Genomic DNA, 15,679 nt, shown 5'->3' with positions numbered 1-15,679 from the left:
ATCGCAGGGCTACTAGATGTCCCTCTAGCGATCGGGCAGGACCGCGCCGGGATGGTAGATGACGCTCGGGTTCCAGAGGAAGAAGCCGTTGTATCCCGCCGCGTAGGTGGCATCGATCTGGGCCCGCACCTCCGCGTCGCCGTAGGAGACGCCCAGGCTGAAATCCTGTAGCCACGGAATGATTTGGGCGTTGGTGCCCGCGGTGCGCGCCCGGAAGTCTTGCAGCGAACGGAAAATAATGTCGTAGGGCTGCGAATTCGGGTTGGCCACGTCGTATTCGCCGGAGTGCCAGTGCGAGGGGTAGAGCATCGGCGCGAGGTAGTCGACGTAGCGGGCCATGGACGGGATGTCCTGGGCGATCTCATCCGGCCGGGTGGCGGCGATGCCGAAAACCGCTGCGCCGAGCGAGGCTCCGGCGGCGTGGATCGGCTGCTCGATCTCGCGCAGGAAGCCGGCGATCGAGTCGGAGGGTGATTCGGTGAGGCCGGGGAACTGCATGCCCCCGAGGCCGCCGTCGGGCCGCCGGATGTAGTCGTACATGACGCCGTCGAAGCCGAGGTGTCCGGCCTCGACCGCGAGATCCCGGTTGTAGGAACGGATTTCGGGGCTGGCGAAATTGGTGAACGCGATCGCGCCGTAGCCGCTGGAGTACGGTCCGCCGCCCGCGTTCTGGATCACCCAGTCGGGGTGGCCGTTGTGCCAGGCCCAGCCCGCGAGGGTCGGATCGCGGAAGGCGACAATGCGGCCGATCACCTTCACGCCCATGTCGTGCAGTTGCTTCAGCGCGGCGGGTGCGTCGTAAATCGTGGTGGCGGCACCGGATTCGCGGGCGAGGGGCACCTGCGAGTCGTAGCCGACCATGCCGTCCTCGTCCTTGATATCGAGTTCGACGGTGTCGATGCGGCCCTCGCGCGCCATGTCGAGAACGGCATCGCGCATGGGGTCGTAGGCCCAGGCGTAGGCGGTGACGTGGACGGCCCGGATGCGCGGCACGACCACGTCCACCTTCAGCGGGGCGGTGGCCTTGTCGCCCACGCCGTTGGTCGCCACCACGGTGGTGTCGAGCGGCGCGGGCGACAGCGCGAGTTCGAAGCTGCCGTCCGCCGCCGGTTGAACCGACCGGTCGGCAACGGTGACCTGTTTCGCGCCGATCGCCTTGCCCCGCACCACTACCGGGTCACGATAGGAGGTGGCGGCGGCCATCGGTGTGAGCTCCAGCCGCGGCGGCTGCGACTCCGCGGTGGCGACCACCGGGCGGCTGCGCCCGAATACGAATACGACCACGGCGAGCGTGAGAACGAGCACCGCACCGACCGCGAGCAGGGCGGACCGCCGGCGGCGGATCGACCGGAGTCGCATGAGCAACCTACACACCAACTTCCACCAGACGCCTTTGCGCATCACTATTACGCCAGTGCGCGGATGTCGGCCGGGTTTCGCGGAGATCATCTCAAAACCGTTGTCGCCGCGTAGCGTTGCGGCGATGAAGGGCTCGACCATGCTGCGAATGGTCACGGCGGCGTTACTGTGCGCGACCGCCACCGCATGCGGGGGAACCACGGCCACCGCGCCACCCGCGGCCACCACCACCCCGGCCCCGACCTCCCGCCCACCGGACCCGGCCGCCGTCGCCGCCAACGAGCTCGGGCAGATCCCGATCCTCATGTACCACCGCGTCGAGGCCGAGCCCGGCAGCGAATACGACCAGACGCCAACGAAATTCACGGCCGAGCTGGATCGCCTGTACGCGGAGGGCTACCGCCCGATCACCATCGCCCGGTACCTGTCCGGCGCCATCGACCTCCCGGCCGGTACCCACCCGGTGATCTTCACCTTCGACGACTCGACCCGCCCGCAGCTGACCCTCACCGATCACGGCGACCCCACGCCGGACTGTGCGGTCGGCCTACTCGAGCAATTCCATTCCCGCCACCCGGATTTCGCGGCCACCGCCACCTTCTACGTCAACAACGAGCCCTTCGGCGACGACCCCCGCACCCTGCCGTGGCTGGCCGCCCACGGCTACGACATCGGCGCCCACACCGCCACCCACGCCAACCTCGGCAGGCTCCCCGCCACCGACGTCCAACGCGAACTCGTCCAGAACGTCCGCGCGATCACCACCGCCGCCCCGGGCACGCCCCTCCATTCGATGGCCCTCCCGCTCGGCGTCTACCCCTCGGACCAGGCCCTGGCCACCTCCGGCACCTGGGACGGAACCTCCTACACCTTCGAAGCGGTACTCCTGGTCGGCGCGAACCCCGCCCCCTCCCCCGCCAGCGCCACCATGAACCCCGCCGCCCTCCCCCGAATCCGCTCCGGCCGCACCCCGGTCCCCTTCGACTCCGCCTACTGGCTCGACTGGCTCGCCGCCAACCCCGACGCCCGCTACACCTCCGACGGCGACCCCGCACACATCTCATTCCCCCGCGCCCAAGCCGATCAGCTGGGAGCCCGCTGGTCTACTAGGGCCCAGCCTTACTGACCTGCGCGGCCAACGAACAGTCCGATCACCCGGTGGGTGGCCGAGTCCGGATCAGCGGCCGCGATTCCCGCGCCGACCGCGGCGGCGGGGCTCGGGATGCAGCAGCGCCGTGAGTGGCCCGGAGTATCCGGAGGCGACGAGTTCGACCATGGTGCCGAAGGTTTCGACGAAGCGGGTGGCGGTGGCGCGGTCGAAGCGGGCGGTCGGATAGAGGAACGGACCCGTGATTCCGATGGGCGCACCGGTGTGGTCGTAGTTCTCGGTGAGGCCGAATTCCAGGTCGTGTTTGGCGCGCACGACGCCGGTCGGGAATTCGGTGATGGACATGCCGCCGGTTGCGGCCGCGGGCGGGGCGGCGTCGGCGCGCTGCAGGATGAGGGTCGCCTGGAACAGCGGGTGGGCCGGGTCCTGCGGAAGGCTGCGCTGCAGCCGAGGATTCGGGGTGTCCGGGTTGGCGAAGGCGGTCAGCGCGACCCGACGGACCTGATCGATCAGATCGTTCATATCGGTGGCGCGGTCGATCCGGATGCGCAGCAGGACATCGTCGGCGAAATTGCCGACCAGATCCGCGAGCTGCGGGTCGTCGCGGCCCGAGACGGCGGTCGCGACGGTCACGTCCGTGGACTTGGCGAAGGCGGCGACGCTGAGCGCGAAGGCGGTCTGCAGCAACATGAACAGGCTGGCCCCGGCCTGCTTGGCACGGGCCAGCAGAGCCTCGTGCAGGGGTGCGTCGAAGCGCACCTGGACGATATCGCCGGAGGCATCCGGACGCGCGGAACGCGGTCTGTCATAAGGCAATTCGAGCGGAATCGGGCGGCCGACGAGATTGTTGGCCCAGTACCGCAACTGGGTGCTGGCGCGGCTGCACGGATCGTCGAACGCGCCGAGGTACTCGTGCTTCCACAGCGTGTAGTCGATGAAGTCGACGGGCAGCGGAATGAAGTCCGGTGCCCGGCCCGCGCCGCGCGCGAGGTAGGCGGTGACCAGGTCGCGCATGAGCGGGCCGATGGATTGGCCGTCGAGCGAGATGTGGTGAACCACCAACGCCAGCACCACATCCCGGCTCCCCAGCCGGTAGATGCGAGCGCGGATCGGCAGCTCGGTCCCGAGATCGAAGGCGCGGCCGGAGAATTCGGCGATCCGCTCGGTCAGCTCCCCCGGAAAGCTGTCGACCACGCGGACATCCACGCGCGCCACATCGGCGTCCATGACCATCTGGATCGGACCGTCGGCGGTCGCGGGATAGCAGGTCCGCAGCGGCGCGTGCCGCCGCACCACATCGTCGATGGCCGCTCGCAGCGCCGCCGTATTCACCACCGCGCCACGAATTCGAAATGCTCGAGCAACATTCCAGTCAGCGGACTGCCCGGCGGCCGCGGCGTGCCACATCCGTTCCTGCGCCGGCGCCAGCGGAATCCGCGGCGACCGCGGCATCCGCCGCAGTGGCTCCGGCTCCTCCACAACATGCAAGAATTCCGCCACGTCAGTGGCTTTGCGCCGCTCCAGCGGCCCAGTCCAGACAGCAACAGGCCCGACCATCGACGCCGCCCTCTCAGCTTTCGACGAATCACACACCGTCGCCGGAGAGCCCGGCAGCACTGCGCGACGACGATCCGGCCCACGGTAGCAACGGCCCGGCTATTCCGCTGATCGAGAAAGGAGACGAGGGTCACTGGCGGTCGCAACCGCGATCATTAGCCCAGGAAACCAGCAGGCAGCCCGCTGTCCCAGGCGTGACGCTGACGCAATTCGGGCGTCCCATAACAAGATCAGGGAGCTCTCACTGCTGAAATCTGCCCGAATCGGCGCGGTGAGAGCTCCTTGATCTTGAAATGTCAGTGGGGGACGGGGATGCCCGCGGACCAGACCTGGCGGATTCGCCTGGTCGCAGTAATGTCGTCGAGGGGGTTGGCTTCGAGGAGGACGAGGTCGGCGCGGAGGCCGGGGGTGATGGCGCCTCGGTCGGTGAGGTTGAAGTGGCGGGCGGGCAGCGCAGTTGCGGCGTTGAGGGCTTCGAGCGGGGACAGGCCCGCTCGGACCAGGAGTTCCAGTTCGTAGTGGAGGCTTTCGCCGAAGGGCGGGTTGACGGGGACGCCCGGGGAGGCGTTGGAGTCGGTGCCGGCCAGGATCGGGACGCCCGCGGCGTGCAGGGCGGTGACATTGGCGAGGGCGGCGTCGAAGGCCTGGGGGACGCCGCGGGCGGCGGCCATGCCCTCCATCATGGTGAGGGTGGGGACTACCACGCGGGATTCGGCTGCGATGCGGTCGATATCGTGCTGGGGCAATGGATATCCCACGGGTACGTGCGTGATGAAGTCGACTCCGAGATCGATCGCCAGCTCGTACGCGCCGACCGATGCCGCGTGGGCGATGACCAGCAGGTCACGGGCGCGCGCCTCGGCGACAACGGCTTTCGCCGCCGCGGGATCGGGGCCGCCCTCACCCGGGGCCTCGAGGACCAGTTTGATGTAGTCCGAACCGGTGGAATGCCGTTGGGCCACCATGGGTTCGGCCTGGTCGAGGGTGCGGATGACGGCGGGTTCGGGCAGGAAGGTGCTGTGCATGCCTTCGGGGCCGACGATGGCCATGCCCGCGCTGCGGATGTCGGTCGTGCCGAGCGTATTGCGCAGGCTCGCGACAACGTCAGGGTCACTGGCCATGTCCAGCGCGGTCGTCACGCCGAAAGGTGTGAAACGGCCGGGAGATTCGGCGTCGTTGATGTGCACATGTGCGTCGATGAAGCCGGGGAGCAGGAACGCGCCCGCCGCGTCGATGCGCTGCGCGCCGGTGTCGTCGGTGCCCAGGACCGGGCCGTCGATGACGATGGTGGTGGGTTCGCTGAGGGTGCGGCCGTCGAAGACTCGGACATTGTCGAGCGCGGTCCGACCCGCTGGGCTTGAAGATGTCACCCGAACAGCTTCCACCCATTGCGGCCGGGCGGCACAGGGTTTGGCTCAGCGTCGGCGTGGCAGTAGACGACGCGACACGTGTTCGGTCATGGCCTCGGCGATGGGCGGGACGGTCGGCACCGGCCGGGTGGGCGGCGGCGGGGCCGAGCGGGCGTCGGCGGAGATGCGGATGAGCAACGCCAGAATGATGTAGTTGGCCAGCAGCGAGGATCCGCCGTAGGACATGAACGGGGTGGTGAGACCGGTCAGCGGAATCAGTTTGGTGACACCGCCGACGACCACGAACAGCTGCCAGCCGATGGAGAACGCCAGCCCGCCGCCGAGCAGCTTGCCGAAGGCGTCGCGGGTGGTGAGGGCGGCGCTGAAACCGCGCACGCACAGGATCAGGAACAGCGCGAGCACCGCGCCCAACCCGATCAGCCCGAGCTCCTCGCCGATGGTGGAGATGATGAAGTCGGTCTTGGCGAACGGCACGTCCTGCGGCCGCCCGCTGCCCAGCCCGGTCCCGGCCAGGCCGCCGGTGCCCATGCCGAACAGGCCCTGCGAGATCTGGTATCCCGTCGTGTAATACGTGGCGAACGGGTCCTCCCACACCTGCACGCGCACCCGCACGTGGCCGAACAGGTTGTAGGCGATGATCGCGCCGACGGAGAACATGGCCAGGCCGATCAGCAGCCACGACGCCCGCCCGGTGGCGATGTACATCATGGCCAGCACGGTCCCGAAGATCAGCAGCGAGAAGCCCAGGTTCTTCTCGTAGACGAGTACCAGCACCGCGACGAAGGTGACCAGCAGCAATGGGGCGAGGTCGCGCAGCCGCGGGAAGGTCATGCCCAGGAAGCGTTTTCCGGCGACGGTGAACAGTTCCCGGTTGGCCACCAGGAACGCGGCGATGAAGATGATGAGCAGCACCTTCGCGAATTCACCGGGCTGAATCGAGAATCCGCTCAGCAGGATCCAGCTCTTGCCGCCGTTGACCTCGCTGAATCGCGACGGCAGCAGCGCGGGGATGAGCAGCAGGAACACGCCCGCCAGACCGCAGGTGTAGCCGTAGCGCGCGGGTTTGGTGTGGTCGGGTATGAGGACCAGCACCAGCACGAACAGCAGCATGCCCAGGCCGGTCCAGATCAGCTGATGCGCGGAATCCGAGGAGGGGATCGCCTTGCCCGCGTTCTTGGCGGTGGTCGCCTCGGCGCGGTCGAGCCGGTCGATGAGCACCAGGCCGACGCCGTTGAGCAGCACCACGCAGGGCAGCAGCACCGGGTCGGCGGCGGGCGCCCAGCGGCGCACGGCCAGATGGGACACCAGCACGAACACCGTGAAAACCAGTAACGCCCGGATGCCCTGGCCGTCGATGCCGTTGCCGGTGGCCGAGGTCATGGCCAGATACGCGAAGGCGGTCAGGGCCAGCGCCGCCACGCACAGCAGTAGCTCGGCATTGCGCGGAACCCGCCCTCTCGACTTCGCCGGGGGAGGGCTGTGCCGAAATGCGCTCACACCGAACAGTATCGCGTCCGGTAGCGGATGAGGAGCCAAAGCAGCAGGGCTTCGGCTATGGCGGTGAACACGGTCAGGAACTGGCTGAAATAGCTTGCCAGCACGTTCACCACGGTCAGGGACAAGATGTTGGACCAGATGCCCCACCGGACACCGATATCGACCCGGCCGCGGATCCACTGCCACGCGGCCGCCGCGCAGCCGATGCCGACGAGCAGCTCGGCCACCGCCGCGATGCCCAAGCCCACCAACGATTTCCATCCGTGATTCTGGGTGACATCGAGGAAATGGTTGAGCGGCGTCCACGGCGAATGCCAGCCCGCGAGCACGATGACGGCCAGCACCAGCCGCAGCAGCGTCCAGGCGGCATGGCCGATGAGCACCGCGATGAGCAGGGCCGCCATCAGTCGCTGCGGGAGCAGTGTGTTTTCGAAGCGCCGGTGCACGCGCCCCAGCCGGGCGAAACGGGAGGGTTCGGCCCGCCGGTGGGTGGTGCGCAGGTAGGCGCCGAGAGCGTCGCAGAGTTGCACGGTGTCGGGACTGAAACCGCTACGGTCCACGCGGTCGAGGTTGTCGAGGAGATAGTTGCGTTGTTCCAGGCTGATCGGCGCGCCCAGATCCATGCCGACCTGGGCGGTGACATCGGCGAGCACCAGCGCGGGCGGGCGGATCCGGCTGCGCGCGGCATAGCGGGCGACCAGTACGATCAGCAGGAAGGCCAGGTAGATGATGGGCGCGGCCAGCGGGAAGAAGTAGTCGTTGTCCGAGGTGATGAACTTGCCGACCTCGTCGATGAACAGGCCCAGTCCGACGCCGGAGAGCATGGCCGCGGTGTTCAGCGCCGCGCGCCCGGCGAACAGGAAAACCACCAGACAGGCGATGACCAGCAGTAATCCGCCGAACAGGGCGTGTGCGATGTGGTAGGTCTTGCCGCCGATCTTGGGATAGCCCGAGGCCATCAGGTACAGGCGGGTGATCACCACGGTGAGGCCGAAACAGACCGCCATGATCGTCACCAGACGCCCGGATCCCGGCCGCCACCTCATCTTCGCCACACGCTCGCCGAACACGATTTCCACCGTGACACAGAACCGGTGATCGTGACGATCGAACCGAATCAGGGGCTGTCCCGTTTCAACCACATCGGCGTGCCGAGCAATCGAGGTTCACCATGAGTGTCGATCACATAGGGCGCAGGGAGATCGTCGTCGCGGCGGGGGTGGTGATGGCGGCGGCCGCTTGCACGACGCAGCGCGGGACGTCGCCGACAGCCGCAACCACATCCACCGCGACGACCACCACCACTGGCGCTCCGCTCACCACCGCACCGCCCACCACGACGCCATCGCCCACTTCGGAAGTGCCTGCGGCGGAACCGGGTCCGGCCCCGCTGAACGGGACCGTCCTGGCGGCCGCCTCCCAGGTGCCGGTCGGCGGCGGCGTGATCCTCGGCGACACCGTGGTCACCCAGCCGAATGCCGGTAACTACCTTGCCTTTTCGACGGTGTGCCCACACCAGGGCTGCGCGGTCAACTCCATCTCGGGCGGCGTCATCAATTGCCCTTGCCACGGAAGCCAATTCGCGCTCGACGGATCCCTGATCCGCGGTCCCGCTACTCGCGGGCTCGCGGAGCGTGAGGTCAATGTGCAAGCGGGACAACTGATAGCGGGTCCAGCCCCCGCGCCACCGGTGGCACCGGCCGCCGAACAACCGCAGGCCGCCGAGCCCGCCCCGGTCACGGTGACCGAGCCCGGCGCACCCGACAATGCCCTCGCCCGCACCTCCGAGATTCCGGTGGGCGGCGGCCTGATCGTCGGCAATACCGTTGTGACACAGCCCAATGCGGGCAACTATGTCGGGCTCTCGGTCATCTGCACCCACCTCGGCTGCGCCGTCAACGAGATCTCCGGCGGCACCATCAACTGCCCCTGCCACGGCAGCAAGTTCAACCTCGACGGTTCCGTCGCCACCGGCCCCGCCACCCGTTCCCTGGACGGCCGTGAGGTATCCGTACAGGGCGACTGGGTCGTCTCCGGAGCGGGCGACCCCAATGAACCCATCCCACCCCCGAAACCCTGGTGGTGCGAGATCGTCCCGCCCGGCTGCCTGGGCTGCTGAGGTCGTCGCACCGGACTTACTTGACCGCTATAGCTCGAATGGCGCGCAGGCGGCCGTCGGCGAGGCCCTGGGTCAGGTGCTCGATCTTTTCGGCGAAATTGGGTACGAATACTTGCAGGCCAACGGGGTTCGGTGGGGTGGCTAGCACCATTCGCATGATGGTGGCGGCCTGGTCGGTGAGATCGTCCCAGTGTTCGATCGTGAAGGACGAGCGTTCGAGTAGTGCACGTAGGTCGGCCGGTGTTATCAGATGGCTCTGGTCCGGGTGGTCGGCCCAGGGTAGCGGGTAGGACGGGACGGCGTCCTCGGCGCTGGTGATGTCCCAAATGGCAAGTAGACCAGCGGTATCCAGTACGCGGTGCGCCTCACGGTATAGCGCGGCCTTGTCGGGAATGTTCATCTGGACGTGTTGGCTGAACACGACATCGAAAGTGCCATCTGCGAACGGTAATTCGGTGACGTCGCCCTGCTGCACGACGATGCGGTCGTCCAGGCCGACCAGGCCGTTGAGCCAGCGCGATGTTGCGCAGTAGTCCTCGGTCAGGTCGACCGCGGTCACCTGGCAGCCGTAGGTGTCCGCGACGTAGCGGGCGGTGCCGCCGATTCCGCTGCCGGCATCGAGAACCCTCGTCCGCGGTGTGAGAGCGGCGAGCTCGGCCAGTCCCCCGGTCGCGATCCGGCCCATGGTGTGGAAGTCCTCCACCAGGGCGAGGTCGGTGAGTTGTAGTGCGTCGAGGTCGCGTCCGGCCGCGATCAGGGCCTTTTCGATGTCGATCCGGGAGACGCCGGAGGAGTAGGGCGAGTCGACTGAGATGTCGTTCATATCAGCACTTTTCATTCGAAGGCTGGGCGCGGGCCGGAGAGTGACCACTGGTCACATCTGCCAGTATGCGAGCCGATGTGACCGCCGTCAACATCTCCGCGAACTGTGCGATCCTGACTCCCATGAGTTCAGCGGGTCCCGAGCGACGGGCCACCTATCACCACGGCGCACTCCGTGCGGCCCTCGTCGAGGCGGGCATCGCGCTCGCGGGCGAGGGCGGGCCGGATCGTGTGGTGCTGCGGGAGGTCGCCCGCGCGGCCGGTGTCTCGCATTCGGCCGCGTACCGCCACTTCGCCGATCGCGAGGCCCTGCTCGCCGAGGTCTCCCGCCACGCTCGCGCCGAACTCGCGGCCGAGATGCGCGAGCGCGTCGCACGCGCCGAGGATCCGCGGATGCGGTTGCACGCGGTCGGCACCGCCTACATCGATTTCGCGCTGACCCGAACCGGGCTGTTCCGCACCGCCTTCGGCGCGCATGCGACGGCACCGCCGGAGCCCGCCGACGACCCGCACCGCGTCCTCGGCCAAGTCCTCGACGAGGCGGCCGCGGCGGGGCTGATGGATCCGGAGTTGCGGCCGGGCGCGGAGATCGCGGCGTGGGCGGCCGTTCACGGACTGGCCGATCTGCTTCTGGACGGCTCGCTGCCCACCGCCCGAGCCGATATCGACTTCGCCGTCTCGCAGGTGCTCGGCCTGGTCAATCGGGGCCTGCTGCGGCCCGGGGGCTGATTTCTGCCCGGCTCTCAACATCCTCTCAGCGATGACGTGGCAACCTCGAAGGTATGCCGTCCGCACCGCCAGCAGAGGAAGCCGCGACCCCGGCGCACTTCCCCACCTGTAACCCCGACCGCACCCTCGTCGGTGTACTCGTCATGCTGGCGCTGACCTCGGCCATCCTCGTGCTCACCTGTGTGGTGCTCTGGTACAACGGCCCGGCCGGACCGGATTCGGCCTGGCTGCAATGGTTCATCGACCATCGCACCGACACCTGGACCGCTCTCGCCAAGGCGGTCAGTACCGCGGGCGACACCACGTCCGTCGCGATCTACGCGACCCTGGCGGTTGTCGTGCTGGCCTGGCGCAGGTACTGGGAGCAGGCGATCCTGATCGCGATCGCCGCGCTCGGCGCGGGCGCGCTGACCTACTTCGGCAAACTGCTGATCGGCCGCGATCGGCCACCGGTGATCGACCACCTGGTCACCGAGACCAACCACTCCTACCCGTCGGGCCATGCGCTCGGTTCGACCGTGGTGTTCGGGATCCTGGTCGCGGTGGCCCTGCCCTATTGGGGCCGCGTGACCCGCGTCGCCGCGCTCGTCCTCGCGACCGTCTTCGTGATCGCGGTCGGCCTGTCCCGCCTCTACCTGGGCGTGCACTGGCCGACCGACGTCCTGGCCGGATGGCTGGTCGGCCTGTGCTGGCTCTCCTTCTGCCTCACCGTGCTGCCCCGGCGAATCCGCCGGGGCATCGAAAAGCGAAGCCCGGACCGCGAAAACGGAATCAGCGCAGCGTGACGGTGGTGGGCAGGCTCGCGAAGCCCCGGTTGTTGGAGGCGTGAATGCGCTTCGAAGCGGCCGTGTCCACCTCGAAATCGCTGACCCGGGCGGCGATTTCGGTCAAGGCCGTGCGCAGTTCGAGCAGAGCCAGGTTGGAGCCCAGGCAATGGTGCCGCCCGCTGCCGAACACCAGCGACGCCGACGTGTCGCGGTCCAGGTCGTAGGTGTCGGGGTCGGCGAAGACCTCCGGGTCGCGGTTCGCGGCACCGGTGAGCAGCAGGATGCGGGCCTCGGCCGGAATCGAAACGCCGTGCAGCTCGATCGGTTCGACGGTGGTGCGGAGCTGGGCCTGGGTGGCCGGATCCCAGCGCATCGACTCGGCGATCCAGGCGTCGATGCGCCCGTCGAGGGCCTGGCGCCGCTGGTCGGGATGCAGCGAAGCCGCATGCCAGGCATTGCCGAAGGTGAGCATGCTGGTCTCGATGCCCGCGCCGATCAGCAGGATCAGGACACCGACGATCTCCTCGGGAGTCAGCCGGTCGTCCCCGTCCGCGGCGTCGAGCAGACCCGAGAGCAGGTCCTCCTGACGGGATTTCGCGCGCTCGATGGTGAGCTCGGTGTAGTAGCCGACGAGCGCGCCGATGGCCTGCATGGCCTCGGGCCGCAGATCGGTGGACTCCTCCTCGGTGTACATGATCTCCATGCCGAGCTTGCGCAGCATTTCGCGATCGTTCTCGGGCACACCGACCAGTTCGGAGATCACCTCGGTCGGGAACGGCCCGGCGAACTCGGCCATCAGATCGAAACTGCCGCGCGCCAGCAGCGGTTCCAGCAGGCCGACCGCGATCTCGCGCAGCCGCGGCCCCAGCGACTGCACCCGGTGCGCGGTGAACGCGCGCGCCACCAGGCCGCGCAGCCGGGTGTGCTTGGGCGGGTCCATGGCCACGAACGAGAAGAAGCGCTCGGCCTGCGGTCCCCAGAACGCCGGCTCCATCCGCAGGCCGTTCTTGCTGGAGAAACGCTCGGAATCACGCAGCGCGGCGAGCACATCGGCGTGGCGTGAGAGGGCCCAGAAGTCGTCGTCCTCGTTGCGGTAAACCGGGGCCTCGCTACGCAACCTGGCATAGTAAGGATACGGATCGGCGTGGACAGCGAAATCGTATGGGCTATAGCGCAACTCCATGTTTCAGACACTAGCCGAAAAGAATTGGGAGCGAAGTGAACTCGGATTCAGCGGCGGAGCGGATCGACACCACCAAGCCGCACCCGGCGCGCCGGTACGACTACTGGCTCGGCGGTAAGGACAATTTCGCCGCCGATCGCGAATCCGCCGACGCCGTGGCCGAGGCCTTCCCGACGGTGCAGCTCGCGGCGGTGGAGAACCGCAACTTCCTGCGCCGGGCGACCGCGTACCTGACCGCCGAGGCCGGCATCCGCCAGTTCCTCGATATCGGCAGCGGCCTGCCCACCGCGGGCAATGTGCACGAGATCGCGCAGGGCATCGCCCCGGAATCGCGCATCGTCTACGTCGACAACGATCCGATCGTGCTGCTGCACGCCCGCGATCTGCTCAACAGCTCCCCGGAGGGCAAGACCGCCTTCATCGACGCCGATCTCCGCGATCCGCAAGCCATCCTGAACCATGCCGACCTGCGGGCCACCCTGGACCTGAGCCAACCGGTCGCGCTCATGGTTGTCGCCGTCATGCATTTCATGACCGACGACAACCATCCCTACGAACTGATCAGACAGCTCACCGAGCCGCTCGCGCCCGGCAGCTTCCTGGTCATGTCCCACGCCACCAGCGACTACCTCGACGAGGAGGACCTGGCCCGGTCGACCGAGGCCAACCAGCGCAGCGGCGTCCCGTTCCGGCTCCGCTCGGGCGCGGAATTCGCCAAGTTCTTCGACGGGTGCGCCCTGGTCCCGCCGGGCATCACCGCGGTGACCCTGTGGCGGCCCGAGGAATACCGGCCGCATCCGCGCCCGGAGGCGGTCAGCATGCTGGGCGGCGTGGCGCGCATTCCCTGAGCGCCTCGATCACAGCCTGCCGATGTCCTTGAGCACCCGCCGCGCCTGCGCGAAGAGCATGCCGACATTGACCGACTTGCGGCACACCACCACCACGACCACGTCCTCGCGGCTCTCGGTGCGGACGAACAGGTGGGTGAGGTTGTCGCTGTTGACCAGAATCTCCTGGAAGTAGTGACGTTCCAAGCGGATTCCGCGCCGCTCCTTCCAGATGTTCTCGATCATCACCACATTGCGGCCCTGGAACAGTTCCAGCGTGGCCGCGGCCAATAGATCGAGCACCTCCTGCGGATGGTTGTCGACGGTCTCGACCGCCAGCAGCATGCCGGTGGCCATATCGATCGCGCCCGCGGCAATGCAGTCGGGCACCTCCGATCTCAGCACCTTCACCAGCGTCGCGACCCGGTCGGTCATGCTGCCGGGTCCGCCGGCTCCGCTCGTTGTGTTCATTACGCCCTCTCTGTTCTTATCGGGGTCAGGAGTCGCTGGCCGCGCGCGGGCTGGGGCGGGCGCGGCGGAAATGTGTCGTTGATGCCGCTGGCGCCGCGGCGGCGGCGCGGCAGCAGGAAGCGGACCGCGCCGGTGCGGTTCGGCTCGATCTCGGCCACCGGCGGTTCGACCGTCACCGGCGCGATGGCCAGCAGTTCGTCCTCGAGCATCCGGGTGACCTCGACGGTGACCGCATACAGGCTGCGGGACAACAACATCGAGATATCGCGGCAGCTGCGCCGGCCGTTGGCCCAGAGCAGGATCTCGCGGCGCCGCCCGCCGCCGGGACCGCTGAGCAGGGTGCGCCCGCGCTCGGTGAGCAGCAGGTGATTGCGGTGCGGCGAGACGCGCCCGCGGGCGAGCGCGCCGAGCCGGCGTTCGGTCTCCAGCAGCAGCCAGCCGGGTTCGACGCCGGGCACCGGCGGATCCTCGGGCCCGTCCGGCGCGGAATCGGGCTGCCAGCAACAACTTCCGATCCAGCCCGAGGCGATGGCGAAGCAGCCGTCCAGCGCGGCCATCATGGCCACCACATGCCGGTCGGCCGGTCCCGTGGAGGTGCGCCCGGGGCGCGCGAGCAATGCGCGCACCCCGGGCGCGCCGGGCGAATCCACCGTGACCACCAGGCCGCGAACGACATAGAGGTCTCCGCCCGGCTCCCCGGCCACCCGCAGCACCCCGGTGCGCGTGGTGACCGCGGCCTGCGCCAATTCCCGGACCAATTCCCCGGCGGATTCGTGGCCCAGCGCCGGCAGCCGCCCGGATCCGGCGGCAGTTCCCGTGGTCATGCTCGAACTCCTGGGAAATAGGCATGGCGAAATAGGCGTAGTGGCAGCCGGAAACAAACCGAGTGCGAAAAGCGCACGCCTGGTTGATATTTCGACGGTGAATCGCACCGAGCCCCGCTCACCGCGTGTGGGATATCGTGACAGCCCAGCTGTTTTGGAGCAATGGATTCCGGTGAATTGATTACTTTAGTCCCACGAGTTCGAGTCAAGTGCGCTTGACCGTTGCATCACGGAAAGATATTGCCGCGCAATATGAACCGTCCGGTCGAATTTGTTATCGCCGCGCGCCGACGCAATCCGCCAGCGCCAGCAAATCGGCGGCGGGCAGGCCGGGCTCGACGCTCGCGCCCGATCGCGGATCCGCGAGCTCCCGGCCGAACCGATCCAGAGCCGCCACCACCTCCGCGGGAGCACCGGCGGACAGCGCACCGACAGCACACGCGCACGACAGCAGGGCCGAACCCTTGTCCCGCTCCAGGCACACCTCGATGACCGCGTCCTCGAGCCGGGCGATCGCGCCCAGCGCCGCCGCGGGGCCATCGGCGAGGATCCAGATCGCCAGGCTGTGCAAGGCGTCCCCGACCAGCACCGCGTCATCGACGCCCCACAGCCGCCACACCGTCGGGCGGCCGCGGCGCTCGGTGTCGCCGTCCATGACGTCCTCGTGAATCAGCGTGAAGTTGTGCACCATCTCGACCGCGGCGGCGGCATGCAGGGCGGCGCGCGGTGGAGCGCCCGCGGCCGCGGCGGCCGCCAGGACCAGCGCGGGCCGCAGCCCCTTGCCCGCGCGGTCCGCGGTGGCCGAGCCGTCGGCGGCGCACCAGCCCAGGTGGTATCCGGCCATCACCCGCAATTCCTCGGGCAGGGTGTCGACCGCGACCCGCATGAGCGGTGTGGTCAGGCACTGGGCCCGGCGTAAGAGGAATCGGGCGCGGTCACCGGGTCCGATCACGCTGTCCCGCTTGCCTTCCCGGTGGGAGAAGGCGGGATCGGCCGCTGTCGACGAACTCATGGCAACCTCCAGTGACTGCTGCGGACACGCGGTC

General features: G+C 68.3%; 16 protein-coding genes. 5 read left to right on the top strand and 11 right to left on the bottom strand.

Annotated elements, in window-relative coordinates:
* Positions 1-24: 24 nt before the first annotated feature.
* On the bottom strand, positions 25-1,359 hold the full coding sequence (locus ON43_RS41680; RefSeq protein WP_051180247.1) for a putative glycoside hydrolase: 1,335 nt from the start codon (positions 1,357-1,359) through the stop codon (positions 25-27).
* A 124-nt stretch (positions 1,360-1,483) separates the two neighbouring features.
* On the opposite strand from ON43_RS41680, the gene ON43_RS41675 reads away from it, so the two are divergent.
* Positions 1,484-2,485 carry a polysaccharide deacetylase family protein gene (locus ON43_RS41675; protein WP_245569109.1) on the top strand — a complete coding sequence of 334 codons (1,002 nt, stop codon included), beginning with the start codon at positions 1,484-1,486 and terminating at the stop codon, positions 2,483-2,485.
* 51 nt (positions 2,486-2,536) lie between these two features.
* On the opposite strand, the gene ON43_RS41670 is transcribed toward ON43_RS41675, so the two are convergent.
* The 5 genes from ON43_RS41670 to ON43_RS46665 all read right to left on the bottom strand — a co-directional run bounded on the left by ON43_RS41670 (position 2,537) and on the right by ON43_RS46665 (position 8,211).
* Positions 2,537-3,919: a condensation domain-containing protein gene (locus ON43_RS41670; protein WP_086008122.1), complete on the bottom strand. Its 1,383-nt coding sequence runs from the start codon at positions 3,917-3,919 to the stop codon at positions 2,537-2,539.
* A gap of 401 nt (positions 3,920-4,320) precedes the next feature.
* Positions 4,321-5,394 (bottom strand): amidohydrolase family protein, encoded by a 1,074-nt coding sequence (locus ON43_RS41665; protein WP_040816612.1) that lies wholly within the window; start codon positions 5,392-5,394, stop codon positions 4,321-4,323.
* A gap of 45 nt (positions 5,395-5,439) precedes the next feature.
* Entirely contained in the window at positions 5,440-6,891 is a 1,452-nt protein-coding gene (locus ON43_RS41660) for an FtsW/RodA/SpoVE family cell cycle protein (protein ID WP_051180244.1), read from the bottom strand.
* A complete protein-coding gene (locus tag ON43_RS46670) occupies positions 6,888-7,907 on the bottom strand; it encodes a hypothetical protein (RefSeq protein ID WP_245569105.1) in 1,020 nt (339 codons plus the stop codon). The genes ON43_RS41660 and ON43_RS46670 overlap by 4 nt, the downstream gene beginning before the upstream one ends.
* Before the next feature lie 166 nt (positions 7,908-8,073).
* Positions 8,074-8,211, bottom strand: coding sequence for a hypothetical protein (locus tag ON43_RS46665; protein WP_167333512.1), 138 nt, complete (start codon positions 8,209-8,211; stop codon positions 8,074-8,076).
* Between the two features lie 40 nt (positions 8,212-8,251).
* On the opposite strand from ON43_RS46665, the gene ON43_RS46660 reads away from it, so the two are divergent.
* Positions 8,252-9,010, top strand: a complete 759-nt coding sequence (locus ON43_RS46660) for a QcrA and Rieske domain-containing protein (RefSeq protein ID WP_051180241.1) — start codon at positions 8,252-8,254, stop codon at positions 9,008-9,010.
* A 16-nt stretch (positions 9,011-9,026) separates the two neighbouring features.
* Here ON43_RS46660 and ON43_RS41640 read toward each other — a convergent pair whose 3' ends face one another.
* The gene (locus ON43_RS41640) at positions 9,027-9,833 is read right to left on the bottom strand and encodes a methyltransferase domain-containing protein (protein ID WP_040816611.1); all 807 of its coding nucleotides are present in this window, start codon (positions 9,831-9,833) and stop codon (positions 9,027-9,029) included.
* Positions 9,834-9,955: 122 nt separating this feature from the next.
* Between ON43_RS41640 and ON43_RS41635 the strand changes: the two genes are divergently transcribed.
* The gene (locus tag ON43_RS41635) at positions 9,956-10,561 is read left to right on the top strand and encodes a TetR/AcrR family transcriptional regulator (protein ID WP_040816703.1); all 606 of its coding nucleotides are present in this window, start codon (positions 9,956-9,958) and stop codon (positions 10,559-10,561) included.
* Positions 10,562-10,614: 53 nt separating this feature from the next.
* Positions 10,615-11,346: a phosphatase PAP2 family protein gene (locus tag ON43_RS41630; RefSeq protein WP_083914409.1), complete on the top strand. Its 732-nt coding sequence runs from the start codon at positions 10,615-10,617 to the stop codon at positions 11,344-11,346.
* Here ON43_RS41630 and ON43_RS41625 read toward each other — a convergent pair.
* Positions 11,333-12,445, bottom strand: coding sequence for a cytochrome P450 (locus ON43_RS41625; RefSeq protein ID WP_245569099.1), 1,113 nt, complete (start codon positions 12,443-12,445; stop codon positions 11,333-11,335). The two genes, ON43_RS41630 and ON43_RS41625, sit on opposite strands and share 14 nt — an antisense overlap.
* A 101-nt stretch (positions 12,446-12,546) precedes the next feature.
* On the opposite strand from ON43_RS41625, the gene ON43_RS41620 reads away from it, so the two are divergent.
* Positions 12,547-13,359, top strand: coding sequence for an SAM-dependent methyltransferase (locus ON43_RS41620; protein ID WP_040816609.1), 813 nt, complete (start codon positions 12,547-12,549; stop codon positions 13,357-13,359).
* A gap of 9 nt (positions 13,360-13,368) precedes the next feature.
* Here ON43_RS41620 and ON43_RS41615 read toward each other — a convergent pair whose 3' ends face one another.
* The 3 genes from ON43_RS41615 to ON43_RS41605 all read right to left on the bottom strand — a co-directional run bounded on the left by ON43_RS41615 (position 13,369) and on the right by ON43_RS41605 (position 15,645).
* Positions 13,369-13,809 carry a hypothetical protein gene (locus ON43_RS41615; RefSeq protein WP_040816608.1) on the bottom strand — a complete coding sequence of 147 codons (441 nt, stop codon included), beginning with the start codon at positions 13,807-13,809 and terminating at the stop codon, positions 13,369-13,371.
* Entirely contained in the window at positions 13,809-14,633 is an 825-nt protein-coding gene (locus tag ON43_RS41610; RefSeq protein WP_040816607.1) for a hypothetical protein, read from the bottom strand. Before ON43_RS41610 ends, ON43_RS41615 begins: the two co-directional genes overlap by 1 nt.
* A 274-nt stretch (positions 14,634-14,907) precedes the next feature.
* Positions 14,908-15,645, bottom strand: a complete 738-nt coding sequence (locus tag ON43_RS41605) for a polyprenyl synthetase family protein (RefSeq protein ID WP_051180236.1) — start codon at positions 15,643-15,645, stop codon at positions 14,908-14,910.
* Positions 15,646-15,679 lie beyond the last annotated feature (34 nt).

It is taken from the genome of Nocardia concava NBRC 100430 (genome assembly GCF_000308815.1).
GTDB lineage: Bacteria > Actinomycetota > Actinomycetes > Mycobacteriales > Mycobacteriaceae > Nocardia > Nocardia concava.
Note: the sequence above shows the minus strand (reverse complement) of the source record. Positions and strands in the feature narration are given on the sequence as shown.